This window comes from Natrialba chahannaoensis JCM 10990 (genome assembly GCF_000337135.1).
GTDB lineage: Archaea > Halobacteriota > Halobacteria > Halobacteriales > Natrialbaceae > Natrialba > Natrialba chahannaoensis.
Window position 1 is genome coordinate 1 of record NZ_AOIN01000047.1, and the last position, 26,961, is coordinate 26,961.

Consider the following 26,961-nt stretch of genomic DNA (forward strand, 5'->3'; position numbering starts at 1 on the left):
GGAGCGCATGGACACTGACTTTTCGAACGTGCGCATTCACACGGGTGCGAAAGCAGCGGAGGCGGCCGACGCGATCGACGCGAAGGCCTTTACCTGTGGGAACGATGTCGTCTTCAACTCCGGCGAGTACGACCCGGGGAGTCCCGAAGGGCAGTTCTTGCTGGCCCACGAACTCGCGCACGTCAAACAGCAGAACGGTGGAGCGACGATCTCGATGATGCCCCAGGAGGGCGCTGATCTCGAGATCGATCCGGACCCGCAGTTAGAGCGTGAGGCCGACGAGGCCGCTGCGCAGGCGTTGACTGGTGAGGATCCAGTGGTCGTGAATCGGATGGGGACGGATGTCCACATTCAGCGGTCGATCAAAGGGAAAGTCGAGAACTTCCTCTCTGGCGACCAACCCGCGTTCGAAGACGGCGTCCACGCAATTGATGACGACGAGCGGGGCGAGCTCTCAGAGTCGATCAATCGGGTCATCGATGACGTCAAACAGCTAAAGGAGGATGTCTACGGGTCCGATGGAGTGGATGCCATCGGTGCATCGAAAAAAGGGCTTTTGGCTGGCGGCCTCGCGTTCGGTGCCGGGGTTGTCGGCGTCGCAACCGGCACCGTCGGTGCCGCAGCGGGACTCATCGGCGCACCGCTGCTCGCCTACGCAGCCACGACCAGCGAAGACCTCTACGAACAGGTCGGCAAACGAGCGATCGATAAAGGCGGCGAATGGGCTGACGAGAAATACCAGGACGAACTCCAATGGCTCAAAGAGAAGTACAAATCCCTCGAGCAGAAACTCGGGCTGGGTGGCAGTGCTGAAACTGGTAAAGGCAACTCTACGGGAGACGCCCAGAGTAGGAGGTAATTAGTATGGATGCAATCATCACCGGAGAGTCTGAAAGAGTCGGACTGAGTGTCATTGACAACAATGATGTGGAACATCTAATCGAAATGGATGAGGATGGAGAAATCAAGTACCACGAACAAGACGGGTATCCGGACGATCCGGCCAAACGAACCCACGAGGGCAACGAACACGTCAATCAGGCTCGCCGGTTCGCCCGCTATTACGTCTACAAAGAGCGTGGATACGAGACGCTCTCGTGGGAGGAACACCCGGACCGTCTCAACACGGTCCGCGTTGCCCTCGAGGAACTGCCCCTTGAGGAGTTCGAACGGCTCTTCGGTGACTTCTACCAGCAGCTGACTAGCTACTTCGACGAGGATACCGAGTCGGTCGTCGACATTCCGGCGAACGCCGAAGAGCCGTCAGAAATCCTCTATCGAAAGGATCTCTTCCTCACAGTCGATCCCGAGCAGTCGACAGGACTGGAGCGAGCAGTGGAACTGGCCGACGCCTACGATATCGACCTCGAGCGGCCACCTGAGCAAGACACCGCCAGTTGGGAGGCGTTCACCGATGCCGTCGCTAGTCACCCGGAGATCGACTTTGGTGGCTCACTCGAGATCGGTGGGGTGTCCGATCTCGGGATGTTCTATCTCGACGAGAGTTGGACCGAGCACGAGGTCGACCCACCGAGCCCGGTCGATCGTGATCCGGACGCCCGAATCGAACTGCTGCCCGTCGAGTTCAGTTCCCTCGAACGGTGTCAGGAGTTTCTGGGCCATCACCTGAAGTGCCAGATTCGGGATTGCTTTATCGGCATGGGTGTCGAGCCACCTGCCGAGTTCCGTGTGCTGGGCCCCGGTCGCCTCTACTACACAAAACGCTACGGGAAACTCGATATGTACGAGGAGTACCACACGCTCGAGGCTGACGTGCCGACCGCGTAAAGAAAAATTTCGATCTTATGGCCTCTCGACGTACCGAGCCACTGGTCGTGAGGTGAATGGGGACGGACACCTGCGTTCAGCGGACGGCCAGCAATGACGGCGGGCTTGTCAGTCCATCTCGAATTCGTACAATGATCTCCGATGATCTCGAAAAGCGTGTACCCGAGAAGGTAGACAAGCGTCTGGAACAGCGTTCCGAAGAACCCGAGGAGATGCTCAGCGGTTGAGGTGAACTGGGCGAAACGACGTTGGACGACCTCGGGGTTGATCTCAACGTGATCGAAGACGGCGAGGTGAGTTGGTGGGAACGACTCCGTAACGGAGCAGCCAACAACCGAACGGCGATCACCGCCGGAGTCGGCGCAACGTTTGCAGCACTCACGACGGTCGCGTCCGCTGGCGCTGCTGTCGTCACGGATATCGTACTGGGGCAGCTTGCGGTCCTTTCGGATCGGTTTCTCGATAGGGTCACTTGAGGCGACTGGCGAGTCAGTCTGGAGCGAGAGTCACGACCATTCGACGGCGTAAGAAGTCACCAATCGGTCAATATCCTAACGTTCTTTACGATTGCTTGAGTAACCAATAGACGCGCACGAAAGTGCGCAAAGGAGCCGGAGTCCAAGCCTCCAAGCAGAGGACTCCGGCTCACACACAGCCCCCGCGTAGCGGGAGCACTCCATCATTGATGGCGACGAAATAAAGACCTGCCGACCTATCGCCAACAGAGTCTCACAGGCGGTTGGATCATCTAGGGGTGCTCTTCGCTGCGTGTCGGGCTACGNAATAAAGACCTGCCGACCTATCGCCAACAGAGTCTCACAGGCGGTTGGATCATCTAGGGGTGCTCTTCGCTGCGTGTCGGGCTACGCTAGCAACTCGACACATGCACTGTGAACTGACAATCCACTGTAACTGCGGCACCGATATCCGCACGGACCCGGCTCAGGGAACGACTGCGTGTCCCGACTGCGAGTCGACGTTCGTTGCGCGAATCATTGATCTCGAGACTACCAATGCATCCCGCTATTTCCACGGCACTCACTCGTATCGCGGCCCATAACGACCTCGACGTGGCCGATCTGCCACCGCTGTNCCCGCTATTTCCACGGCACTCACTCGTATCGCGGCCCATAACGACCTCGACGTGGCCGATCTGCCACCGCTGTACGAGGTCGTTGATCCGGAGGCACTGGCTGCGGTGCTCGAGTCTGGCGGGAACGCCCTCGTTGGCTTCGAGTACGAAGGCTATCGCGTCGTGATCGGGCCCGGACCCGACGACGTGGCGGTGGAGGTGATCGACGAGAACCGGTGAGGGTACGTCGACAGGGAGTGGCTGTTGATCACCGCGTTTTTCTCAGTGTTATCAGTTCGGCCAGCGCCTCAAAGTTGTTCGCCGAGTACCGTTTACACGCTTGATCGAGACTATTATCGCCTTTGAGATAGTTGATAATACGTTCGTCGGGGCACCGTCTAGTTAGCGCAACTTGAGGAATGAGCAGGTCGTAGAGTTGGTTTGGAATGTTGCTCACAGCTCAGCGAGTGCTACGCGGCGGAATTTGATGAACCGTGGGAGCGAGAGCGGACGGCGACACCCGTTAGTGCTCCAGCAAACTTCTGGGTGTACTGAACTGATGAGCCGCAGGGAGCTATCTTCTCTCCCCGAACACGTCGTTCCAAATACCCATTCTTCTGTGAACTACTATGGTCTCGCTCGCGGCCTTTCATCCGCTGAGACGTATACTTCGTCGATTTCGACCGGACCAGATAGCGTGAGCGAAGGCGCGTTGAGCGCTCTGGCAAAGCGCTCGACGCGCTGTCTTACCGTTCTGTACGAGAGATCGAGTTCAGCTTCGATTTGCCGAATGCTCGTGTTGGAGCGTAAGAACACGTGAATCGTGAAGGACCTTCTCGCCTATAACGCAAGAGTGTGATGCTTCAACCCTACAAAGGTTCGTCTGAAACTGCTCGGAGACAAAGACATCTGTCAGCACCCATGGCTTCAACCCTACAAAGGTTCGTCTGAAACTATCCCGACGACGATCGCCGCGACGACGTCCCCGAAGAGCTTCAACCCTACAAAGGTTCGTCTGAAACTAAGAACGCCGAGTATCGATACGGCAACCCACAGGCTTCAACCCTACAAAGGTTCGTCTGAAACAGATTACCTCGAACCGATCCCACTCGTCCGACAGTCGCTTCAACCCTACAAAGGTTCGTCTGAAACTCGAACGGTGTGACGCCCTTGATCGCACCTTCAGCGCTTCAACCCTACAAAGGTTCGTCTGAAACAAGTACCGTTCTGACTAACGAACTTCTTTAGCGGCTTCAACCCTACAAAGGTTCGTCTGAAACGTGGTAGTACGACGGGTCACGTGTTCCGCTACTGATGCTTCAACCCTACAAAGGTTCGTNCCCTACAAAGGTTCGTCTGAAACGTGGTAGTACGACGGGTCACGTGTTCCGCTACTGATGCTTCAACCCTACAAAGGTTCGTCTGAAACCGGCGATCCAGACGGCCAGAACCTCCTCCTCGTCTGCTTCAACCCTACAAAGGTTCGTCTGAAACTGGCGTCTACCATTATGTTACCGCCTCAAGTTCCGTAGGCTTCAACCCTACAAAGGTTCGTCTGAAACCGGACCGGACGACTTTCGCAGCTACCACTGTCCGCTTCAACCCTACAAAGGTTCGTCTGAAACACGCGGAGTGCGAGATCTCCGCGACCGCGCAAAGGAGGCTTCAACCCTACAAAGGTTCGTCTGAAACCTGGTCGTTGTGCTCTCTCCGGTGGACGGAGAGGCAGCTTCAACCCTACAAAGGTTCGTCTGAAACCCGCACTTCGAACAACTGTCACCCGATGCGTCGACGCTTCAACCCTACAAAGGTTCGTCTGAAACAGTCATCGAGAGCTAGATCTCGTGGCGAATCGTCAGCTTCAACCCTACAAAGGTTCGTCTGAAACACGGTCGGCCCTACAGCGTATCGGTTTCCAGTTTGGCTTCAACCCTACAAAGGTTCGTCTGAAACTCGACCCTCGGCCGCCGCCGGTTCGAGGTCGAGGCGCTTCAACCCTACAAAGGTTCGTCTGAAACTACTGGCAATGACGCCGGACGGGATGGACGCAGACGCTTCAACCCTACAAAGGTTCGTCTGAAACGTCCCGTGGCTGGCACGTCGAGGTCGACCATCCAGCTTCAACCCTACAAAGGTTCGTCTGAAACCAGGGCCACCGATATGGTGTGGCATGACCTCGCGGCTTCAACCCTACAAAGGTTCGTCTNAACCCTACAAAGGTTCGTCTGAAACCAGGGCCACCGATATGGTGTGGCATGACCTCGCGGCTTCAACCCTACAAAGGTTCGTCTGAAACCACGGTCCCACGCCGCTTTGACGTCCTCGAGTGTGCTTCAACCCTACAAAGGTTCGTCTGAAACGCGATCGGCCTCCGGATGATCAGTGCCCGTCTCGAGTGCTTCAACCCTACAAAGGTTCGTCTGAAACTATCCAGTTCGGCCGGGTTGTACTCGCTCCCGACTTGGCTTCAACCCTACAAAGGTTCGTCTGAAACACACTCGACCCTTCGGCGTTGCCTGAGCCACTGAACGCTTCAACCCTACAAAGGTTCGTCTGAAACACGTACAGCGCTCGAGAACGTCGTTATCTGTATCGGGCTTCAACCCTACAAAGGTTCGTCTGAAACCTTTTGCTCGGTCGTCGTCAGGTGGTCGATCGCGTCGGCTTCAACCCTACAAAGGTTCGTCTGAAACCGCTGCGTCTCGAGCGCGCCGACGAACTGGCCGCCGGCTTCAACCCTACAAAGGTTCGTCTGAAACCGTCGACGCCGATGTTCCCTTCGACGACGTGGTGGAGCTTCAACCCTACAAAGGTTCGTCTGAAACTGATCAAATCGGCCACGGCAGGCACGAACACGTACAGCTTCAACCCTACAAAGGTTCGTCTGAAACACGACCCAGATTGCTTCCGTAAAGTCGTACTCCCCGCTTCAACCCTACAAAGGTTCGTCTGAAACATGGAGCGAGAGACAGATGCCGGGTGAGGTTCGTCAGCTTCAACCCTACAAAGGTTCGTCTGAAACGGGAGTTCAAAGCGACGGCGCACAGGCACGCTGACGGGCTTCAACCCTACAAAGGTTCGTCTGAAACGAACAGATCAGCGCCACAACGATCGTCTCCACTGACAACGCTTCAACCCTACAAAGGTTCGTCTGAAACGCTTCGTGGGATTGGTCTGTGGTTAGACGTCACGCGCTTCAACCCTACAAAGGTTCGTCTGAAACAGCTGGCGGTACGTGAGTTCGCTCGCCGGAATCGTGCTTCAACCCTACAAAGGTTCGTCTGAAACCCGTCTCGGTCTTTGCCCCACCACATATCGCGACGGCTTCAACCCTACAAAGGTTCGTCTGAAACCAGAGTACGAGGGGATTTCGTTCTGCTACACGCAGCTTCAACCCTACAAAGGTTCGTCTGAAACTCCCGGGCGGCGGCGTCTCCATCGACACGATTGCAGAGCTTCAACCCTACAAAGGTTCGTCTGAAACNCCTACAAAGGTTCGTCTGAAACTCCCGGGCGGCGGCGTCTCCATCGACACGATTGCAGAGCTTCAACCCTACAAAGGTTCGTCTGAAACTCATTGAGGCGCGGCCCACAGCCCACAGCAATTACCGCTTCAACCCTACAAAGGTTCGTCTGAAACCGGCGATCGTCGTCGCAATCCTGCTGCCGATTCTGCTTCAACCCTACAAAGGTTCGTCTGAAACGCGTTTGCGGTTTATCTGCTCTACACTTGCTGCCTCGCTTCAACCCTACAAAGGTTCGTCTGAAACGTCGTTCGTTACGTCGGCCAAGTCCGTCCCGCCACTGCTTCAACCCTACAAAGGTTCGTCTGAAACCAGGGCCACCGATATGGTGTGGCATGACCTCGCGGCTTCAACCCTACAAAGGTTCGTCTNAACCCTACAAAGGTTCGTCTGAAACCAGGGCCACCGATATGGTGTGGCATGACCTCGCGGCTTCAACCCTACAAAGGTTCGTCTGAAACGAGCAAAACACCAGTAGCTAACAATGGCAGAAAATAGCTTCAACCCTACAAAGGTTCGTCTGAAACCGCCGGCGAAGATCGCGAAAGCGAGCGCAACCGAGAGCTTCAACCCTACAAAGGTTCGTCTGAAACTGCTAATGGCCGTCGAGATGCTGTTAGAACATAGGGCTTCAACCCTACAAAGGTTCGTCTGAAACCGTTGATGGGTTCGCTCTGGATGCAAGCGTCCAAGACGCTTCAACCCTACAAAGGTTCGTCTGAAACCCCCTGATACGGGTATGGATGGGGGTCCAATAAACGGCTTCAACCCTACAAAGGTTCGNCCTACAAAGGTTCGTCTGAAACCCCCTGATACGGGTATGGATGGGGGTCCAATAAACGGCTTCAACCCTACAAAGGTTCGTCTGAAACCGAGAGATAACGTTTGAGTGTCAGAGTTGCGGAGAGGCTTCAACCCTACAAAGGTTCGTCTGAAACAGTTACCGCTCACGTGGTCGGGGTTGTCGCCAAGCTGCTTCAACCCTACAAAGGTTCGTCTGAAACGCGACATTATCAACAACGCGACCAGCAACGACGAGGCTTCAACCCTACAAAGGTTCGTCTGAAACGAGAAGCTTGCACCGATCGAGTGTGCCAGCTGCGAGCTTCAACCCTACAAAGGTTCGTCTGAAACGAGATAGACACTCACGAACTCAATGATCCAAGCAGTGCTTCAACCCTACAAAGGTTCGTCTGAAACCGCCCTGTTTTTCGCTCGCGTGTCCGCATACCTAACGCTTCAACCCTACAAAGGTTCGTCTGAAACGATTTTGATGATCCTCGTTGTGTTCGTAGGCATTGGCTTCAACCCTACAAAGGTTCGTCTGAAACACGAGATAATCACGGTGAGCAAACGGTCTGTTAGCTTCAACCCTACAAAGGTTCGTCTGAAACTNAACCCTACAAAGGTTCGTCTGAAACACGAGATAATCACGGTGAGCAAACGGTCTGTTAGCTTCAACCCTACAAAGGTTCGTCTGAAACTCGAAAGTCTATAGCGATTGGCCGTTTAGGAGAGGTGCTTCAACCCTACAAAGGTTCGTCTGAAACCTGGCAGTCGGACATCAAGCTCACGTGGTCCGATGCTTCAACCCTACAAAGGTTCGTCTGAAACCCGCGGCGAGGTCGTTCTCAAGGCGACAGAGCTAGCCGCTTCAACCCTACAAAGGTTCGTCTGAAACTGTACGCCGGTGTTGTAGGCGTAGTCGTCGGTGACGCTTCAACCCTACAAAGGTTCGTCTGAAACTGGGGTGATTGGGATGCACCGGCACTCGACGCTGGTGCTTCAACCCTACAAAGGTTCGTCTGAAACTCCCCAGTACTCGTACGCATCGACATTCTCGGCATCGCTTCAACCCTACAAAGGTTCGTCTGAAACTTGTCTGAGTTCGGGTTAGTTGCACGCGCTGACGGCGGCTTCAACCCTACAAAGGTTCGNGCTTCAACCCTACAAAGGTTCGTCTGAAACTTGTCTGAGTTCGGGTTAGTTGCACGCGCTGACGGCGGCTTCAACCCTACAAAGGTTCGTCTGAAACCAGCAGTCAGGGAACGGTGTTGGTCTTCCCACAGACGGCTTCAACCCTACAAAGGTTCGTCTGAAACGCGCGTCGCCAGGTGCTTGACGAGCTCCGGCTCTTAGCTTCAACCCTACAAAGGTTCGTCTGAAACGATCGAGGCGGAGGTTCTGGACGAATCGCTCGCGAAGGCTTCAACCCTACAAAGGTTCGTCTGAAACGCTGTTCCAGCCGCACGTTACGACTGTCGCGCCGTTCGCTTCAACCCTACAAAGGTTCGTCTGAAACCCCCTGATACGGGTATGGATGGGGGTCCAATAAACGGCTTCAACCCTACAAAGGTTCGNCCTACAAAGGTTCGTCTGAAACCCCCTGATACGGGTATGGATGGGGGTCCAATAAACGGCTTCAACCCTACAAAGGTTCGTCTGAAACCCGGATACGGTCGATCTCAACGGAGGTGGAGCATGCTTCAACCCTACAAAGGTTCGTCTGAAACCGGCAGCACCGAGTTCCGCCTCATCGGCCGGCCTGAGCTTCAACCCTACAAAGGTTCGTCTGAAACGAACCTAAGATTTTGAGACCGGAGCCGACGCGTGTGCTTCAACCCTACAAAGGTTCGTCTGAAACTGGCGACGCCTGAAGGACTTGAAGAGTCGGCCGAACGCTTCAACCCTACAAAGGTTCGTCTGAAACACTCAACGACGCGTGGGGAGAGACCGACTCTTCGCTTCAACCCTACAAAGGTTCGTCTGAAACTGAGTTGAGATCACGCTCGCTGACCTCAATTTCCTCGCTTCAACCCTACAAAGGTTCGTCTGAAACCAACTCAGGGGAGTGGAGAAACCTCGCCCCTACAGAGCTTCAACCCTACAAAGGTTCGTCTGAAACGCTCACTGGTACCGACAGCGGTGGGGGATCGAGACGCTTCAACCCTACAAAGGTTCGTCTGAAACAATAGATGTTCAATATTACGGCCACGACCCCAATAGCTTCAACCCTACAAAGGTTCGTCTGAAACATCATCGACCTGGATACAGCTCCAGAGAGTCCAGACGCTTCAACCCTACAAAGGTTCGTCTGAAACCGTCGATTTCAACTTGCGCATCGCCGTTCTCGGCTGCTTCAACCCTACAAAGGTTCGTCTGAAACATAGATCGGCGTGACGCTCCCGTAGTCGATCAACTGGCTTCAACCCTACAAAGGTTCGTCTGAAACCGGTGCCCAAGCTGTAAGGGAACGCTCGACACGACTGCTTCAACCCTACAAAGGTTCGTCTGAAACGATCATCCTCACAGTGTTTGCTTGTGCTGGATTCGCAGCTTCAACCCTACAAAGGTTCGTCTGAAACCTACGCCAACGAAGACACTGACACCGATGTCAGTGCTTCAACCCTACAAAGGTTCGTCTGAAACATTTGCCGAACGCTTTCATGGTGTGAACATTGAGCTTCAACCCTACAAAGGTTCGTCTGAAACCATGCCGGAAATCCGGCTATGAGTCACTCATTCGACCGTTCACACAAAGTAATTTCCATCGACCCCTAATACACGTGTTCCCCCCAGGGGTCGATGGAAAACCACACCACGAATGGAGTCGTGGGCGAGTTCCCACATCGTACAGACAGACTGAGACGATAAGAGGAACGAGACCAGGAGGATCAAAGAGCAACCCACAACAAAGAATCAAGTCAGACAGTCTAATTGAGGCGACGCCGGCGGACAAGTCCCAATAGTCAACCGTCAAACGACCGTTCGAACGCGCAAAGTGAAAACAAAAGCACACCTGAACGGGAGAGAGACCAATCACTCTTCCGGCAACGAAGAAAGTACATCGACGGCGTCGAGTTCCGCAATCGCATCAAGCACACCCGCGAGATGATCCGGCCCGCTGCCCTCGAGTCCGACCGTCACGGGAACGCGGTTCGGATTGTCCACTGCACCCGTTCCGAGTCCCGACCCGCGGCGGGCACGCTCGAGTACGTCCAGTTCTGCACCCTCGGCTTCGACCGTTTCGACCACGTCGCTGACCGCGGTCGGCCAGCCGTCGACGGCCAGTCTCGCTTCGGTGTAGCGACCCAGTTCGTGCAGGCCGGTGCGAGTCAGTTCGGCGTGCTCGGTGAGGTTGACGTTCCCGCCGGAGATCACGACGGCGACGTGCTCATCTGTTACATCTACTGCGTCCGAGAGCGCGGCCGCAAGCGGGGCAGCACCGGCTCCCTCGACGACAGTCTTTGCGCGCTCGGCCAACAGCGTCACCGCAGTCGCGATTTCGCGGTCGCTGACGCTCACCACGTCGTCGACCACTTCGCGAACGTTCGCCGCTGTCGTCTCGAAAAGCCTGGTATCTGCGATTCCCTCCGCGACGGTATCGACGTCCGCCAGTTCGTGAATCGGCTCGCCCTGGGCGTGGTTACCCGCGCTGGCGGAGATGACGCCTGCCGCTCTCCGGCTGGCATCGAGCTGAGCCATCGTGTTGCACGCGCCGCGGATCTTGAACGAGCCCGTTCGCTGGACGTTCTCGAGTATGAGTCCGACAGAGGCTGCCCCGCTTCGTTCGGCGAACGTCGAGAGGTATCGAGCGGTGTTCGGTGGACGACGTCGTCGATGCGCTCGCGGGCCTCCTCGACATCGGTGCACGTGACGAGATCGATACTGTCGGTATCGGTGCTGTCGCTCTCGGTATCGTCAGTCATGCACCTCCCTCCGCGTCAACGGAATCCGTGTTCGCGTGCGGAACCGGGTGCTGGCGTTCGAGTTCGAGAATCGTCTCGGTGAGCACGTTGACACCGTGTTCGAGGCTCGCCTCGTCCACGTCGAACGTCGGCGTGTGGTGGCTGTCGGGGTGGTCGGTTCCGATCACGAGGTAGGTCGCGAGGCCGCCGTCGTTCTGGACGCGCTCCATCAGGAACGTCGCGTCCTCGCTCGCGCCGAAATCGGCAGCAGGGAGCACGTGCTCAGTGCCGGGAACGTCTGCTGCGACCTCGCTGACGAGGGCTTGCAGTTCTGGATCGCTGTCCGCCCGCGGCGACTCGCTGACGACGTCGACGTCGGCCTCGCAGCCGTGCATCGTCGCGGCCGATTTGATGGTTCGCGCCAGCCGGCCCTTCATGTACTCCATCAGTTCGGTCGTCTCGCCGCGCGCCTCGGCTTCCATGTGTGCCCGTTCGGCGATAACGTTGCTCGCCGTGCCCGACTCTGCACGGCCGATATTAACTCGCGTCATCCCGTCGCTGTGCCGGGGAATTCCGTAGGCGTTCTCGATCGCCGTCCCCATCGCGTGCATGGCGTTCACTCCCTCGTTCGGTGCCTTCCCTGCGTGGGCGGAAGTGCCCCGGATCGTCGCGTCGACGTGGCACATTGCCAGCGGCTTCTCGATGCCGGCGACGACCTCGCCGGAGGGATGATCGAGACCAACGTGAACGGCGAGTAGATAGTCCAGATCCGCCGCGAGCTCGCTTTTCGCCATCGGACAGCCGCCGCTGGTCTCCTCTGCGGGCTGGAAGAAGACGACCAACCGTCCAGCGAACTCGCTTTCCTTGATCGCTTCGAGGACGGCCAACCCCCACGTCATGTGTACGTCGTGGCCGCAGGCGTCATCGTTTCCTCGACCTCCGAACGAAAGCCCTCGGCGGCCGGCACGTGCGCTGTGTCGGTCGATTCGTCGATGAACAGCGCGTCAATGTCCACTCGCAGACCGATTGCTGGTCCGTCGCCGCACTCGAGTACGGCGACGGCACCGGTGTTGCCGCCGGTCATTCGCTCGAGGAGCGCTGGGTCTGCACCGCGTTCGCGTGCGCGGTCGACCCACGACTCCAGGTCGGCGTCCGGAACGGCCATTCGGTTGGCGGGATCGTAGGCGTCGGGACCCACAGCCAGTTCGTCGACGCCGATCGCGCGGAGTTCCTCGACGACGCGCGCGGTGGTGTAGAACTCGCGCCAGGCCGGCTCTGGGTGACGGTGGAGGTTCCGTCGAAGCGTCACGAGGCGGTCTCGTATCGGCACATTCATGCCAGAGAGTGACTCACTCTACCGACTTAACTATACACAGTCTATGTTAACGGCAAATACACAAAAGGAATAAGAGAGACGATACCAACCATAGGGTAAGACGCGAGATGGGAGGCCGACGCCTCCCATGTCACATCAGACAGAAATTCCACATGAGCACGAACCCAGATATTGTCGTTCTCCGAGAGGGAACGGAAGGCCTGTCGATGGAATCGTACGCTGAAACCCTGCGTGAGCGCCTGTCCGACCACAACGTTTCGCTCGCACGAACGCCACAGGAAGAGCGCGAACTCGTCCCGCAGGCACAGGTTGTGACCGGCATTACAATCGAGGAAGGCCTTCTCGAGCGGGCGGAACGCCTCGAACTCTTCGCCTGTACGTTTGCCGGAACGGACCACGTTCCGATGGACGCACTGGCCGAACACGGCGTCGCCGTGACGAACGCGGGCGGCATTCACGCTCCCGGCATCGCAGAGCAGTCGATCGGCAATATGCTCGTTTTCGCGCGGAACCTCCACGAAGGATGGCGGCGAAAGCAACACAACGAATGGCGACACTTCCAGTCCCACGAGTTCACCGACAGTACCGTCACGGTCGTCGGTCTGGGCTCGATCGGTCAAGAAATCGTCAAGCGACTCGAGGGCTTCGGAGTCGAGACGATCGGCATCCGCTACACGCCGTCGAAGGGCGGCCCAACTGACGAGGTCCGTGGCTTCGGCGAGGCAGAGATTCATGACGCGTTCGCCCGTAGCGACTACGTCGTCCTTGCCTGTCCGCTGAACGACCTGACCCGCAATCTCGTCAGTACGGACGAACTCGCGACGCTGCCGCCGAACGCGGTCGTCGTCAACGCTGCCCGTGGCGGGATCATCGACACCGACGCACTCGTCGCCGCACTACAATCGAACGCGATTCGCGGCGCTGCCCTCGACGTTACCGAGCCGGAGCCGCTGCCGAACGATCATGAGCTCTGGGACCTCGAGAACTGTCTCATCACGCCCCACACGGGCGGCCATACACCGAAACACTGGGACAGGTTGGCCGATATCGTCGCACACAACGTGCACGCACTCGAGGAGAACGGTGGGCTCCAGAACGTCGTCCTTCATCCGGAGTCGAGCTAACTGGCAATGGCGACCGACGATACGCAGTCGACGACCGATCACAGCCCGCAGACGTCGACGCCGAAGGAGCGACGGCTTGGGAGAGCTGGGAAGGATGAGGATGTGGGCGAGAGCCAGAGACAGGGTCAGCCCCAGACAACAGCACCCGATCCCGCAGCGGACGACCGTGCTGCCTACGAGTACGTCGGCGGAGATGTCGACCGGCCCGGACTCGTGGCCGCGTTACAGGCTCGTATCGAGGGCGAAGTCCGGTTCGACGAGTACACGCGACAGCTGTACGCGACCGATGCCAGTGCCTACGAGATCGTCCCGGTCGGTGTCGTCCTCCCACGGACGACGGCCGATGTGGCGAGCGTCGTCTCCTACTGCGCCGAGCACGGAATTCCCGTCCTTCCACGTGGCGGCGGCACCAGCCTCGCGGGCCAGGCGGTCAACGAGGCCGTCGTTCTCGATTTCACGGCCCACATGGGCGAGGTACGCTCCGTCTCCCCGGACAAGCAGCGGGCGACCGTTCAGGCAGGCACCGTCCTCGCCGACCTCAACGACGAGCTCGAACCCCACGAGCTGAAGTTCGCGCCGGACCCCGCGGCAGGCAATCGGAGCACGATTGGCGGCGCAATCGGCAACAACTCCACCGGTGCACACTCGCTGCAGTACGGCAAGACGGACGCCTCCGTTGAGGCCTGCGAGATCGTCCTCGCCGACGGCAGCATCGAACGCTTCGGTGAGGTAACGGTCGCCGAACTCCGCAAGCAAGCAGAGCCGAATGGAACCCTGCTTGGGCAACTCTACGAGGCGCTGCGGCGAACCATCGACGAGGAAGCCGACGCGATTCAGGATGTCTTCCCGCAACTGAAGCGCAACGTTTCGGGGTACAACCTCGACCGGTTGGTCGCAGAAGCCTACGGGAAGCCGGACGCGTTCGACGAGTCTACCGGCGACGGACTCGAGATCGACGCCGAGGCCGAACCCAATCCAGACGCAGTCGTCAACCTCGCGCGCGTGTTCGCCGGCAGCGAGGGCACACTCGGTATCGTGACGGAAGCCGCCGTCTCGCTCAAGCCCGTCCCCGAGACGACTGCCGTGGCGCTGTTGACCTACCACGATCTGCTCGACGCGATGGCCGACGTCGACACGATCGTCAAACACCACGATCCGGCCGCGATCGAAGCCATCGACGATGTCCTGATCGACCTCGCCGAGCAAACTGAGGAGTTCGCACCGGTCGCTGAGCGACTTCCCGCCGGAACGGAGACGGCGCTACTCGTCGAGTTCTATGCCGAAAGCGACGACGACGGCCGCGAGCAGGTCGCCGACCTGATCGCTGATCGCCTGCCGGACGAGACGGTACCAGATCCTGATGGCAATGGCGGCGAGACAGCATCCCCAGACCCTGTCCGCGCGTTCGACGTCCTCGAGGCCCACGACCCCGAGGGGATCGCCGAACTCTGGAAACTCCGCAAGAGCGCCGCCCCAATCCTCCTCTCGCGAACCTCCGATGCAAAACACATCTCGTTCATCGAGGACACCGCCGTCCCGACCGAGAATCTCGCGGACTACGTGGCCGACTTTCAAGCGGTACTCGAGTCCCACGACACATTTGCGAGTTTCTACGCGCACGCGGGCCCGGGCTGTATGCACATGCGCCCGCTGGTCGATACGAAATCCGAGGCCGGACTCTCGGAGTTCGAGGCAATCTCGGACGCCGTCACTGACCTCGTCGTCGAGTACGGCGGCAGCGTCTCCGGCGAGCACGGCGACGGACGGGCACGAACGCAGTGGAACCACAAACTCTACGGCGACGATGTCTGGGAGCTCTTCCGAGAGATCAAGACCGCGTTCGACCCGGGCTGGCTCCTGAACCCCGGGAACGTCTGTGGCGACCACAGCATGACCGAACACCTGCGCTTCGATCCCGAGTCCGACTTCGAGGCCGGCTTCGACCCCGCGCTGGAGTGGGACAACGAGAACGGCTTCCAGGGCATGGTCGAACTCTGTCACGGCTGTGGCGGCTGTCGCGGCGACCAGGAGACGACCGGCGGGGTGATGTGCCCGACCTACCGCGCTGCTGAGGAAGAGAGCCTCACAACCCGCGGACGGGCGAACATGCTCCGGGCCGCGATGAGCGGCGACCTCGAGGCGGACGCGACCGACGAGGAGTTCCTGGCAGAAGTGATGGACCTCTGTATCGGCTGCAAGGGCTGTGCCCGGGACTGTCCGAGCGAGGTCGATATGGCGAAGCTCAAAGCCGAAGTCGAACACGCGGCCCACCAGCGCCACGGCGCGAGCCTACGCGACCGGCTGTTCGCGAACGTCGACCGACTCAACGCCGCCGGCTCGCTGTTCGCGCCGCTCTCGAACTGGGCGACCACCCTTCCCGGCTCCGGCTACCTCGCGGAGAAAACAGTTGGAATCGCCCGCGAACGCGATCTGCCAACGTTCGCGAGCCAGAGCTTCGAGGACTGGTTCGCAAAACGTGGCCCGCGAATTTCCCGCGACGAAGCGGACCGCACGGTCCTGCTCGTTCCCGACGCGTACACCAACTACAACCACCCGCGGGCCGGGAAGGCAGCCGTGCAGGTCCTCGAGACCGCCGGCGTCCACGTTCAGGTTCCTGACGACGTCACCGCAACCGGGCGACCAGCCCACTCAAAGGGCTTCCTCGATGTCTCCCGCGAGCGAGCGCGGACCACCGTCGACGCGCTCGCACCCGCCGTCGAAGACGACTGGGAGGTCGTCCTCGTCGAACCCTCCGACGCCGTCATGCTCCAGTCGGACTATCTGGATCTCCTCTCGGGTCCAGACGTGGAACTGGTCGCATCGAATACGTACGGGGTACTCGAGTACCTCGACCGATTCGACCTTGCAGACGGATTGCCGACGGGCGAGGCCGGCGAACCCGGTGAGGCACTGACCTACCACGGCCACTGCCACCAGAAGGCGACGAAGAAGGACGGTCACGCAGCGGCGGTACTCGAGACGGTTGGTTACGAGGTCGACGCGCTCGATTCGGGCTGTTGTGGGATGGCGGGCTCGTTCGGCTACGAGGCCGAACACTACTCGTTGAGCCGACGGATCGGCGAGATTCTGGTCGACCAGGTGAAAGCCAGCGACGGCGAGCGGGTCGTCACGCCTGGGGCGTCGTGTCAGTCCCAGCTTGCGAGTTACGACGGCTGTGACGAGCCACAGCACCCGATCGAAGCGGTTGCGTCGGCGCTGTCGGGCGAGTCAAGCTAAACGTGGTGTCGGATTCGCTCAGCGCGTGATCAGGGTGGAGGTACGCCTGGAAGCCCGTGTTGGGCCGTCACTGACGACCGAACTGCTGTGTCGGGTTCGTCACGACTGTAACGCTGTGACGATCTCCTCGAGATCGAACAACTGAAGATCAGTTCGATTTTCCGCCGCGTCTTCGACAGCAGGGGTGAAACCGCTTCGAGAGAACAAGGCGTATTCCTGCGTTGGTGTGCCACCGTTGGCCGGAGTCCATCGAAGCTCGTCGGCGTGCGTCTGAAGCGTCGAGAACGCGTCGTAGTCGAGCGGTGAGCGCTGGAACTTGCACTCACCGACGAGCAGGGTATCGTCGGTCGTGAGCCCCACAACGTCGACCTCGTGCTCTCTGTACCACCACTGACCGACGTCCGTGATCGTGTGCTGCGGATATAGCGTTCGAAGGGCTGCACAGCACAACCCCTCGAACGACTCGCTGACGAAATCCGCGAGTTCCGGCTCAATGAGCGTCTCGTACGCGTTGTCGCCGAAGTCCTCGTACCGGTCACCGTTGCCGTAGACGAAGTGAAACCAGAACCGAAAGAACGGGTCACGGATGCGGTACCGACTCCGCTTCGTTCGTTCTTTTTGCTCGGTAACGGGGACGTGCTGGTCGATCAATCGGAGCCGAGAGAGTCGGTTCAGGTACGTCGACAGCTGATTGTAGTCGATCCCGGTCGTTCCGGCGATCTCGTTTCGGCTCGTACGTCCACCGGCGATGGCCTCCAGAATCGAAAAGTATCGCGTGGGTTCCGTGAGTTCCATCCGGAGCACGTAATCTGGCTCGTCGTGCAGCGTGCCGTGTCGCGAGAGGATCGTCCGCTGGATGTTGGCTCCGAGGGAGGCCGCCGGGTCCACCTCTTCGAGATAGTACGGCACACCACCGAAAACCCCCCAGGTGAACACCTGCTTCTCGGGCGTCTGTGTCGCCGAAAAAAACTTCATGGCAGCGTCGAACGGTAACTGTCTGATATCCAGTTTCAACGAGGAACGGCCGTACAGCGGACTGTTCCCCAGTAAGGCAGCCTCTTCCATCATGCTGATCGACGAGCCGACGAGAACGAACGTCGCACTGGAGTCGTCGAGTTCGTGATCGAACATCGCCTGCAAAACGGAGGGGAGGCTCTCGTCTTGTTCGACCAGATACGGAAACTCGTCGAGTGCGACGATTGCATCCTGGTCAGCGAGATAGCCGAGGACAGCATCCCACTCCTGGCGGATTCGCGTGAGACCGGGATAGACATCCGACGCGACGTCGACGAACTGCTGGAGCTGTAGTGCACTCGTTTTCTGTTTCGCCTGAAAGATGACTGCCTCGTCGTATTCGGCGAGAGACTGTTTGACGAGCGCTGTTTTCCCCAGTCGCCGCCGTCCAAAGACCACCGCTAACTCCGCCTCGTCCGACTCGTAGAGGGCAGAAAGGCGCGAGAGTTCCGCCGTTCGATTCACGAATTCGGGCATGGATCAACCGACAGCGCCAGCAATCATAATACTTCCCATAATCATACTCTGAGATATCGTACTTTGAGCTATCTTTTTCTGTTCGGCCACTATCACGACGACCCAGACGAAGCTGCTCGCTCTGCCACAGCCTAAAATCCGAAAACTCGAAAAACCCGAAAACGACGGGAATGTAAACCTCGCGTCGGAGTTACGGCCAGAGGCCGCGCTTCGACTTCGCCTCTGCAATCCGTGAGAGTGCAACGACGTAGGCCGCGTCGCGCCAGCTCAGGTTCTTCGCCTCGACCTCCGAGCGAACGTCGTCCCAGGCGTCGAGCATCTTCTTCTCGAGCTCCTCGTTCACTTCGTCGAGGCTCCACTTGCGGCGGTTGATGTCCTGAAGCCACTCGAAGTAAGAGACGGTGACACCGCCCGCGTTCGCGAGGAAGTCGGGGATGACCGGAATGTCTCGCTCCTCGAGGATCGAATCCGCAGCGAACGTCGTCGGACCGTTCGCGCCCTCGACGATGATGTCGGCCTTGATGTCGCCGGCGTTGTCGGCGGTGATGACGTTCCCGACTGCAGCGGGAATCAGCACGTCCACGTCGAGTTCGAGGATTTCCTCGTTGGAGAGCGTCTCTGGGGCGTCCTGTTCGAGGACTGCTTCGGGCTCTTCCTCGTGGGTCGGAATCGAGTCGATATCGAGTCCGTCGGGATCGTAGATCGCCCCGTTGACGTCGCTGACGGCGACGACGGTCGCGCCCCATTCGTCGAGGAGTCGGGCAGCGTTCGCGCCGACGCTACCGAAGCCCTGCACGGCGACAGTTGTGTTCTCGAGGTCGCGGTCGTAGTAGTCGACGGCCTCGCGGGTGGCGATCGCTGTCGAACGACCGGGTGCCTCTTCGCGGCCGTAAGAGCCGCCGATGACCGGCGGCTTCCCGGTGACAACGCCCGGAATCGTCTCTCCCTGTTGCATCGAGTAGGCATCCATGAACCAGGCCATCGTCTGGGCGTCCGTCCCCATGTCCGGAGCCGGAACGTCCGTCGTTGGCCCGATCACGTAGCGCAGTTCCTCCGCGAAGCGGCGGGTGAGCCGTTCGGTCTCCTCCTCGCTGAGTTCCTTCGGGTTGACGGAGATACCGCCCTTTCCACCGCCGAACGGGAGGTCCATTACGGCGCACTTCCAGGTCATCCACATCGAGAGGCCGACACACTCGTCGGCGTTCACTTCCGGATGGTAGCGCAGGCCACCCTTGTACGGTCCGCGAACGTCGTCGTGCTGGGCGCGATAGCCCGTGAACACATCGACGCTGCCGTCATCGCGCTCGAGTGGCACCGAGACCTGCTCGACGCGAGTCGGGTGTTTCAATCGTTCGACGACGCCGTCGTCGACGTCGACGTGTGCTGCGGCGCGCTCGAGTTGCCGCCGTGCCGTGACGAGTGCCGAGTCGAGTTCCTCCCCCGAACCCGACCCTGAGTCTGCGTCCTGATTAGATGGTGTCGTGGTCATTGGTCGTTATGCAGTGAACAGTTTTCGCGGGAACTCCGCAAGTGTTTCGACTCCGTCGCTGGTCACCCGAAACGTCTCACTGGTCTCCATTCCAATGTCTGCCGTCCAGATCCCCGGAATCATGTGGAACGTCATGTTCTCCTCGAGTACCGTCTCGTCACCGGGACGGATACTTGCAGTGTGTTCACCCCAGTCCGGCGGGTAGCCAAGCCCCACCGAGTAGCCGATGCGGTCCTCTTTCTCGATGTCGTACGCTGCGATCGTCTCTCGCCAGGCTTCCTCGACTGTCTCGCAGGTGACGCCCGGTTCGGCGACATCGAGGGCTGCCTGAATGCCTTCGTTGACGATTTTCGCAGTCCGCTCGAGTTCGGCCGGCGGGTCGCCGACGAACGCCGTCCGCGCGAGCGGCGAGTGATACCGGTGGCGACAGCCCGAGAGTTCAATAATGACTGGGTCGCCCTCCTCGAACGGGCGGTCCGTCCAGGTCAGATGTGGCGTTCCCGTGTGGTCACCAGACGGCATCAGTGGGACGATAGAGGGATAGTCGCCGCCAAATTCGTCAGTTCCAGAAATCAGCGCGTCGTAAATCGCCGCTGCGGCCTCGTACTCCGGCACCCCCGCCTCGATCGCGTCGAGGCCAGCCTGCATCGCGGTTTCAGAAATCTGGGCCGCCTCGCGCATGTACTCGAGTTCCTGGTCGGATTTGTTGACTCGGACCCAGCCGACGAGGAGGGTCGTGTCCTCGAAGTCGGCGTCGGGGAGGGTCTGCTGGAGGCGCATGTAGGATTTCGCGGTGAAGTAGGCGGCGTCCATCTCGAGACCGATGCGGCCCTCGGAAACGTCGAGTTCCTCGAGAACGCCTGCGACGTAGTCCATCGGGTGGAGGTCGTACGGTGAGTGGACGTGGTCGTCGCTGTAGGCGCGGATGCTCTCCTCGGCGAGTGCGGTCGTCGCACGGGCACCGTCGGCGTCCATCTGGCGGCCGACCCAGACGGGTTCGTCGCGGTCGGTCGTAACGACGACGGCCTGGTGGACGTAGAACGACCAGCCGTCGTAGCCGGTGAGATAGTTCATGTTGGCCGGATCCGTGACGACGATGGCGTCGAGGTTTTCCTCGCGCAATCGCGTTTTCGTCCGGTTGAGCCGGCGCTCGTATTCGGCATCGTCGAAGGTATCTCGGGGCATGGTACCAAACCCTACGAGGAGTGACGGTCCGCCGGACGTAAAACTTTCGTATATGGTTAATACGGATACTGTTTATGAAGTCATCCCAGAACCGATCTGGTGGGTTCGTTCTGGTAAAGCGGAAGGCGTGTAGCAACCTGTGAACGCTCAAGTGGGCAATATCCCCATCGTGGGTACTTGATGAGTGGAAATTACAGAGCACCGCGTTACCAGTAGTTGGCAGCATGATTTCTTTATTCAGTGTGGATTGTGAAATCGCGGCCAGTATAGGGAACTCAATGTTCGCACAACCCAGTGGCACTACATTTTTACTCACCTGTGTTGAAGTGATTATATGTTAATGAGAAACGGAACGGAAGATGGACTCCTCAATAGGGGGACAGTATTGTCTCTCGTCTCTGTTGNGTATTCATTCTTGTAGGCTTGCTTTACAGTATTACCACTCAATCGTGGAACGTATTCTCTGCACTCGTATTTATTGGGGCCCTTCTCGCAATTCCGTTTATGCTCCTGACGTGAATCGGTCAGTTCGCACGCGTAGTTACCGAATCCTCTGTTTCAATTTCAGGTCCGAGAGTGAATACAGAAACCGCGCTATTATCTACTGGTACCTGAGTAATTCACCAGCCACCCGAGGGACACCAACAACTCCTGTTGAATACAGCAGATGAAGCCAGCACGACGGTTCGCTTGATTTTCGGGACGAGTCGTTTACTCGGTATCGTGCGCTGGAGAGAGCATGAACGAGAACGTCGATCCCTCACCAGGTTCGGACTCGACCCAAATTTCCCCGTCGTGGCGCTCAATGATCCGTCGACAGAGCGCTAGTCCGATGCCTGTTCCCTCGGATTCATCGCGACTGTGGAGGCGTTGAAATACCTCGAAAATGCGATCGGTTTTCTCTGGATCGATGCCAATCCCCTCGTCGCGAACCGAGATTCGCCACTTCGATCCGTCCCGCTCCGCCGAGACGGCAATTCGGGGCGGGTCGTCCCCGCTGTATTCGATCGCGTTCGACAAGACGTTCTGGAACACTCTGCAAAGCTGTCCCTTGTCTCCGCTGACCTGCGGCAGCGAGCCACTCTCAATATGTGCGTCAGAATTCTCGATCTGCAACTGGAGGTCAGTACAGGCGTCGTTGATCACCTCGTTCAACTCGACAGGCTCGAACGGATCACCTTGCGTCCCAACGCGGGAGTACTCGAGTAGGTCGTCGATCATCTCCCGCATCCGTTCGGCACCGTCGACGGCATAGTCGATGAACTCGTCGGCATCCTCGTCGAGATCGTCCCCGTAGCGGCGCTCAAGCAACTGTAGGTAGCTGGTAACCATCCGAAGCGGTTCCTGAAGGTCGTGGCTGACAGCGTACGCAAACTGTGACAGACGTTCGTTCGATTCCACCAGCTGTTGGCGATACTCCTCCCGCTGTGTGACATCTCTGGTGACGCCAATTTGCTGTTCCTGTGAGTCTTCGTCCAAAAAGACGAACCGGTTCTCTACCGTCTGGGTTTCGTTCGGGCCAGCGGTGATCGTCTCCTCGAACAACGGGAGCTCGTCGGTGGCCTCACTCTCCCACTGTTCGGCCTCGGGTGATGCGAACTCACCGTCGAACACCGCCGAGACGTGTTGACCCAGTAACGCTGTTCGAGAAAACGAGGTCAGATCGGCAAACGACTCGTTGACGAGTTCGAACTGTCGCTCCTCGTCAAGGACGTAGATGCCATCGTGAGCCGTTTCAACGACCGTTTCGTACTGTTCGAGCTTTCGTTCTCGCTCGAAGCGGTCAGTGATGTCTTCGATGGAGAACACAACACTGTCGATCTCTTCGCAATCGTCGTAGACCGGCGCTCCGTTGACGGAGATCCAGACGCGCTCCCCGTCCGGGCGAGACACGCCACTGAGATGATCTAATACCGGTTCTCCGCGCTCCATAATTTGCAGAAAAGGCTTCTCATCATCCGGTAGCGGTTCGCCGTCAACGTCGACTTCGCTCCAGTTGGGATCGTCAAAACTGAGATCGTTGATTTCGTCTTTGCTCCGGCCATAGATCTCCTCAGCACGGTCGTTGGCGAACTGCATCTCGCCATCGCTGCCGACAATTGTGATGCCGATCGGACTCGTTTCGACAATCGTCTCGTAGCGAGCCAGTTCTCGTTCTCGTCGCTTCCGCTCGGTGATATCGCGGGAGTAGACCGACAGGCCCGATTCTGAAGGATAGATGACGATCTGTAACCACTTTTCCCACGGAGAGTGATGGTCTTCGAAGGTCACAGGCGCTTGCGTCTCAAGAGCGTCATACAGTGCGTTCTCGAACGTCTTCGTGAGATTCCCGTTTCGGATGTCCGTACCAATTACAGCCTCATCCAGTCCCAGAAGATCTGCTGCGCGGTCGTTCAGATACCGAAAGCGGAGTTCGTCATCGAGGGCATAAAAGCCGTCAGAGATTCGGTCGAATACTTCGCCGAGGTCGCTGTCGATCGCATTCCGTTGTCGCCCTGTCGTGAACGCGTGTCCGTTCGTGGATGGCTGCCACCACACGCGTCCGTTCGCCCCAACGGTCTTGGTTTCAAGCCGGTCGTGGTCGACGAGTCGTTCGAGGCGCTCGTAGGTGCTTTGGCGGCCGAGGTCGAGTTGTTCGGCTACTTCGGCTGTCGTTAAGGGTGCCCCTCCCGCTTCGAAGAGGACAAGGGTCTCTCGAAGTGCATCCGTCAACGATGAACCGGTCACTACCTCAGTTACTGGCGATAACGACGGATAAATTCTCCGTCGGTAGGGGGTATTACCGAGTAGAGGATTAGAGTGCACTATGTGCAAACTGTGCAGCTTGATACAGCACGATGCGATGAATGCCACCCAAGCCTGAAAGAACGGGCGCTGGCCGATACGCAGGTCGACCGGCTGCAGGGACCCGTTTGAGAACGCGTCAAAATCGATTGTTTGAGAGCTCTTCGACACCCCCAACAAACGGCCTCAGAGCGAGCGCGCCGAGTTAATCACGACGAGCGCGCTACTGGCGGCCATCGCCAGCGCAGCAAAAAGCGGGTTCAACAGACCCGTCAAAGCGAGTGGAATGGCAATCGCGTTGTAGACGAACGCCCAACCAAGGTTCTGTCGGATCCGACGGTGTGTCCCCGCCGCCAGGTCAAACGTGTCGGGAACGGCCGAAAGGTCATTGCTGACGATCACCGCATCCGCCGCGTCAGTTGCGATTTTCGTCGCACTCCCCATCGCAATGCCGATGTCTGCAGCCGCGAGCGCCGGCGCATCGTTACTCCCGTCCCCGACCATCGCAACCGTCCCTCGTGATTGAAGGCGACGAATCGTCTCGGCCTTGGCCGCTGGTGGGACCCCGGCGAACACCTCGTCGACACCGGCAACGTCGCGGAACCGATCGGCAGCACCACCGTCGTCCCCGGTCAGGACGACGACCTCACGACCGTCCGCCAACGAGTTGACTGCCGCCCGCCACTCCTCACGCGGCGCGTCGCCGACGACGAGCACGCCCTGTACGCGGCCGTCCCAGCCAACTGCGACCGGAACGTCTCCGGCTGTTCGGGCCTCCTCGACGACCACCTCGAGATGCGAGGAGAGCCCGTGGCCACGGCCGCGAAGATACTCGGGATGACCGACAGTGATGCGGTCGCCATCGACGAAACCGCTCACACCACGCTGGTCGCGCTCGAAATCCGCAACCGCCGCTCTCGCGTGGTCGGCCGGGTCCGCCGCTGGCGCGTCCGAGACGATAGCCTCGGCGATGGGATGCTCGGAGAGCGCTTCGACCGCAGCCGCCCGGCGATGGAGTGTACTCGAGTCGACCCCGGCTGTCGTGTGCACCGACGCGACCGTCATCGAACCGGTCGTGAGCGTGCCGGTTTTGTCGAGGACGACGATGTCGACGTCGGGTGCGTCCTCAAAGATAGTCTCCGCAGCGATGACGATGCCGCGTTTTGCGGCGGACTGGACACCCGATGCGATTGCAAGTGGGGTTGCAAGCCCCAGCGCGCAGGGACAGGAGACGATGACGACAGTCAGGCCGACGAGCAGCGCCGACGAGAGCGACGACCCTGTTGCGAGCAACACGCCAGTCGCACCGGCCGCCAGAACGAGCACGAGCGGGACGAAAACCGTCGCTAGCTTGTCGGCAAGGCGCTGCACGCCGGGTCGGGCGCTCTGGATCGACCACAGCAGCGAGACGAGTCGGTCGAGCGTACTTGTCGCGTCGGCACCGACCTCGAGGACGACCGGCGCGTCGGTAACGACTGTTCCACCCTGTAACTCGTCGCCTGGCTCCTTCTGGACGGGGAGTGACTCACCCGTGACTAGCGATTCGTCGACGGCGGCTGTCCCCTCTTGTAACTGGCCGTCGAGCGGGACACGTTCTCCGGGACGGACCAGAAGGTGGTCGCCTGGCTCGACGGACTCGAGTGCAACCGTCTCACCGTCCACCCGACGAGCCTCATCGACCTGCTGTTCGGTGAGGTCAGAGAGGAGCCCCGCGGCGCGGCGTTTGATCCGTTCCTCGTAGTACGTACCGGCGGTGACGGCGAGGATGACGGCGACGGTAACGTCGAAGTAGAGGTCCGTCCGGCCAAGTGTCATGGCGAGCGTGCTGTAGCTGTAGGAGCCGACCGCAGCGGTGGTGACGAGCAGATCCATGTTTGGATGCCCCGCTCGCAGACTCACGAGCGCTCCTCGCAGGATCGGATACCCCGTATAGAAGAGGACGAACGTGGTCAGCAGCCAGATGTTGACCGCGAGGTAGTAGCCGTCGTAGCTGCCGAAGTCGACGACCGGGTCGTAGCCGAAGTAGGTGGGATAGAGGAAGACAGCGTACCACACCATCACCATCATCCCGAAGAGGCCGCCGCAGATCAGGAACTTCACGAGCGCCTGGTTGGCTGCATCCGACTCGTCGTCGGCAGTGCCGCGTTCGCGTGCGGTGTAGCCGTATCCCGAAATGAGCTCGGGTAGCTCGCTCGTATTGACCGTTTCCGGGTCGTAGGCTAGACGAACCGTCTCAGTTGCGTAACTAGCTTCGGCTGTGAGGATGCCGGCGTTCGATTCAGCAACCGACTCGAGGAACACCTCACACGTCGAGCAGTGCATCCCCTCGACGGCCAGAAAAGCATCGTCGACCGCTGACGATGGTGGTGACTTCGTGTTGGTCTCCTCGGTGTTTCCTTGTTTGGCTGACACCCCACCAGAGCCGGCACTGTCAGCAATTCGCTCTCGAATGGCTGCTGGATCGATCTGTGATTCGTGTTCGTCAGTTTCGACCGACGAAAGCGTGCGTGAAACCTCGAAACAGCCCTGACAACAGAACTGTCCCGTGACATCGGCTGCAGTGATCGGCGGGGACGGAAGCGGCAGTGAACAGAGCGTACAGCCACTTGGCTGCTCGTCGGCAACTGTATCAGCAGTTTCGTGTGGTACTCGAGTAGACGAAGAATCACTGTCCCTCTTCGCGGAGTCTGAGAGGGGGGAGTTGGAATCAGTGAGTGGATTGGTCATGACGGTGCAGCGTGGATCGTCGTTGTCACACCTCGATGTGGAGAGGGCCTGTGAGTGTTGAACGCACCCGGGCGGGTGGTGACGGCGGAGTACGGATCAGTCATCGGGCAGTGAAGGGGTATGATTAGACAGCGAGGGTGTGTACGTGAAGCCTGGGTGGGAGTACTCGACAGACGCAATGCCAGCGAACAGTTGTCCCATGACTGACTGCACTGGTTATGAGGCAGTGCTGTTTGAGCCGTGTTCGTGGTCGTGGTCGTGATCATGGGCATTCTCTACCGGACTAAACGCGACATAAAGGCACGCAAGGATGAGGATGACGTTGACAGCGGAGACAATGCCTGCCATCACAGAGCCGCTGACACCATACCATGCCAGCGGAACGAGCGCCATCAATCCGACCGGCAACGCTACGCGCGGGGATGCGTTCTCGAGGTTCATGCAGGGAAGTCAGGAGTGAATACCCTTAATAAGTACACCCGATTCCAATACAGCGGTAACACCCTTCTAGGGCTA

12 protein-coding genes, 4 pseudogenes and 1 CRISPR repeat array are annotated in these 26,961 nt (G+C 58.9%); of the genes and pseudogenes, 7 read left to right on the forward strand and 9 right to left on the reverse strand.

All coding sequences use genetic code 11. The annotated features are described in order from the left end of the window. The 5 genes and pseudogenes from C482_RS08385 to C482_RS21115 form a co-directional block, all read left to right on the forward strand. On the forward strand, window positions 1–859 hold an 859-nt coding region (locus C482_RS08385), incomplete at its 5' end, for an eCIS core domain-containing protein (protein WP_006167106.1). A gap of 5 nt (window positions 860–864) precedes the next feature. Next, window positions 865–1,788, forward strand: coding sequence for a hypothetical protein (locus C482_RS08390; protein ID WP_006167107.1), 924 nt, complete (start codon window positions 865–867; stop codon window positions 1,786–1,788). A gap of 248 nt (window positions 1,789–2,036) precedes the next feature. Continuing rightward, a complete protein-coding gene (locus tag C482_RS22335) occupies window positions 2,037–2,264 on the forward strand; it encodes a hypothetical protein (protein ID WP_006167109.1) in 228 nt (75 codons plus the stop codon). A gap of 623 nt (window positions 2,265–2,887) precedes the next feature. Continuing rightward, on the forward strand, window positions 2,888–3,100 hold the full coding sequence (locus C482_RS08400) for a HalOD1 output domain-containing protein (RefSeq protein WP_083858600.1): 213 nt from the start codon (window positions 2,888–2,890) through the stop codon (window positions 3,098–3,100). A gap of 201 nt (window positions 3,101–3,301) precedes the next feature. Continuing rightward, window positions 3,302–3,385, forward strand: a pseudogene (locus C482_RS21115) (IS6 family transposase); the annotation flags it as partial. A gap of 59 nt (window positions 3,386–3,444) precedes the next feature. Here C482_RS21115 and C482_RS20380 read toward each other — a convergent pair. The 3 pseudogenes from C482_RS20380 to C482_RS08410 all read right to left on the reverse strand — a co-directional run. Then, window positions 3,445–3,688, reverse strand: a pseudogene (locus C482_RS20380) (DUF2089 family protein); the annotation flags it as partial. A 32-nt stretch (window positions 3,689–3,720) separates the two neighbouring features. Beyond that, a CRISPR array of direct repeats spans window positions 3,721–9,876; the repeat unit is 30 nt; unit sequence GCTTCAACCCTACAAAGGTTCGTCTGAAAC. A 327-nt stretch (window positions 9,877–10,203) separates the two neighbouring features. Continuing rightward, window positions 10,204–11,093 (reverse strand): annotated as a pseudogene (locus C482_RS08405) (pyridoxal-phosphate dependent enzyme). Continuing rightward, window positions 11,090–12,408, reverse strand: a pseudogene (locus C482_RS08410) (amidohydrolase). Before C482_RS08410 ends, C482_RS08405 begins: the two co-directional pseudogenes overlap by 4 nt. Window positions 12,409–12,560: 152 nt before the next feature. On the opposite strand from C482_RS08410, the gene C482_RS08415 reads away from it, so the two are divergent. Together C482_RS08415 and C482_RS08420 are read left to right on the forward strand one after the other, a co-directional pair. Further along, complete coding sequence (locus C482_RS08415; protein ID WP_006167114.1) at window positions 12,561–13,532, forward strand: NAD(P)-dependent oxidoreductase; 972 nt, start codon at window positions 12,561–12,563, stop codon at window positions 13,530–13,532. 6 nt (window positions 13,533–13,538) lie between these two features. Further along, the gene (locus tag C482_RS08420) at window positions 13,539–16,769 is read left to right on the forward strand and encodes an FAD-binding and (Fe-S)-binding domain-containing protein (protein WP_006167115.1); all 3,231 of its coding nucleotides are present in this window, start codon (window positions 13,539–13,541) and stop codon (window positions 16,767–16,769) included. A gap of 99 nt (window positions 16,770–16,868) precedes the next feature. Here C482_RS08420 and C482_RS08425 read toward each other — a convergent pair whose 3' ends face one another. From C482_RS08425 to C482_RS08450, 6 genes are all read right to left on the reverse strand, one after another. After that, window positions 16,869–18,260: an ATP-binding protein gene (locus tag C482_RS08425; RefSeq protein ID WP_006167116.1), complete on the reverse strand. Its 1,392-nt coding sequence runs from the start codon at window positions 18,258–18,260 to the stop codon at window positions 16,869–16,871. Between the two features lie 190 nt (window positions 18,261–18,450). Further along, complete coding sequence (gene gdhB, locus C482_RS08430; protein WP_006167117.1) at window positions 18,451–19,749, reverse strand: glutamate dehydrogenase GdhB; 1,299 nt, start codon at window positions 19,747–19,749, stop codon at window positions 18,451–18,453. A 6-nt stretch (window positions 19,750–19,755) separates the two neighbouring features. Next, on the reverse strand, window positions 19,756–20,934 hold the full coding sequence (locus C482_RS08435) for a M24 family metallopeptidase (RefSeq protein WP_006167118.1): 1,179 nt from the start codon (window positions 20,932–20,934) through the stop codon (window positions 19,756–19,758). A gap of 711 nt (window positions 20,935–21,645) precedes the next feature. After that, entirely contained in the window at window positions 21,646–23,661 is a 2,016-nt protein-coding gene (locus tag C482_RS08440; protein ID WP_006167119.1) for a PAS domain-containing protein, read from the reverse strand. Between the two features lie 243 nt (window positions 23,662–23,904). Next, window positions 23,905–26,445, reverse strand: coding sequence for a heavy metal translocating P-type ATPase (locus C482_RS08445; RefSeq protein WP_006167120.1), 2,541 nt, complete (start codon window positions 26,443–26,445; stop codon window positions 23,905–23,907). Between the two features lie 216 nt (window positions 26,446–26,661). Next, complete coding sequence (locus C482_RS08450) at window positions 26,662–26,886, reverse strand: hypothetical protein (protein ID WP_006167121.1); 225 nt, start codon at window positions 26,884–26,886, stop codon at window positions 26,662–26,664. Window positions 26,887–26,961 lie beyond the last annotated feature (75 nt).

Coding starts and splice junctions, on each gene's coding strand:
- C482_RS08450 (WP_006167121.1), bottom strand. CDS start 26,886: ATGAACCTCGAGAACGCATCCCCGCGCGTAGCGTTGCCGGTCGGATTG.
- C482_RS08445 (WP_006167120.1), bottom strand. CDS start 26,445: ATGACCAATCCACTCACTGATTCCAACTCCCCCCTCTCAGACTCCGCG.
- C482_RS08390 (WP_006167107.1), top strand. CDS start 865: ATGGATGCAATCATCACCGGAGAGTCTGAAAGAGTCGGACTGAGTGTC.
- C482_RS08420 (WP_006167115.1), top strand. CDS start 13,539: ATGGCGACCGACGATACGCAGTCGACGACCGATCACAGCCCGCAGACG.
- gdhB (WP_006167117.1), bottom strand. CDS start 19,749: ATGACCACGACACCATCTAATCAGGACGCAGACTCAGGGTCGGGTTCG.
- C482_RS08415 (WP_006167114.1), top strand. CDS start 12,561: ATGAGCACGAACCCAGATATTGTCGTTCTCCGAGAGGGAACGGAAGGC.
- C482_RS08425 (WP_006167116.1), bottom strand. CDS start 18,260: ATGCCCGAATTCGTGAATCGAACGGCGGAACTCTCGCGCCTTTCTGCC.
- C482_RS08435 (WP_006167118.1), bottom strand. CDS start 20,934: ATGCCCCGAGATACCTTCGACGATGCCGAATACGAGCGCCGGCTCAAC.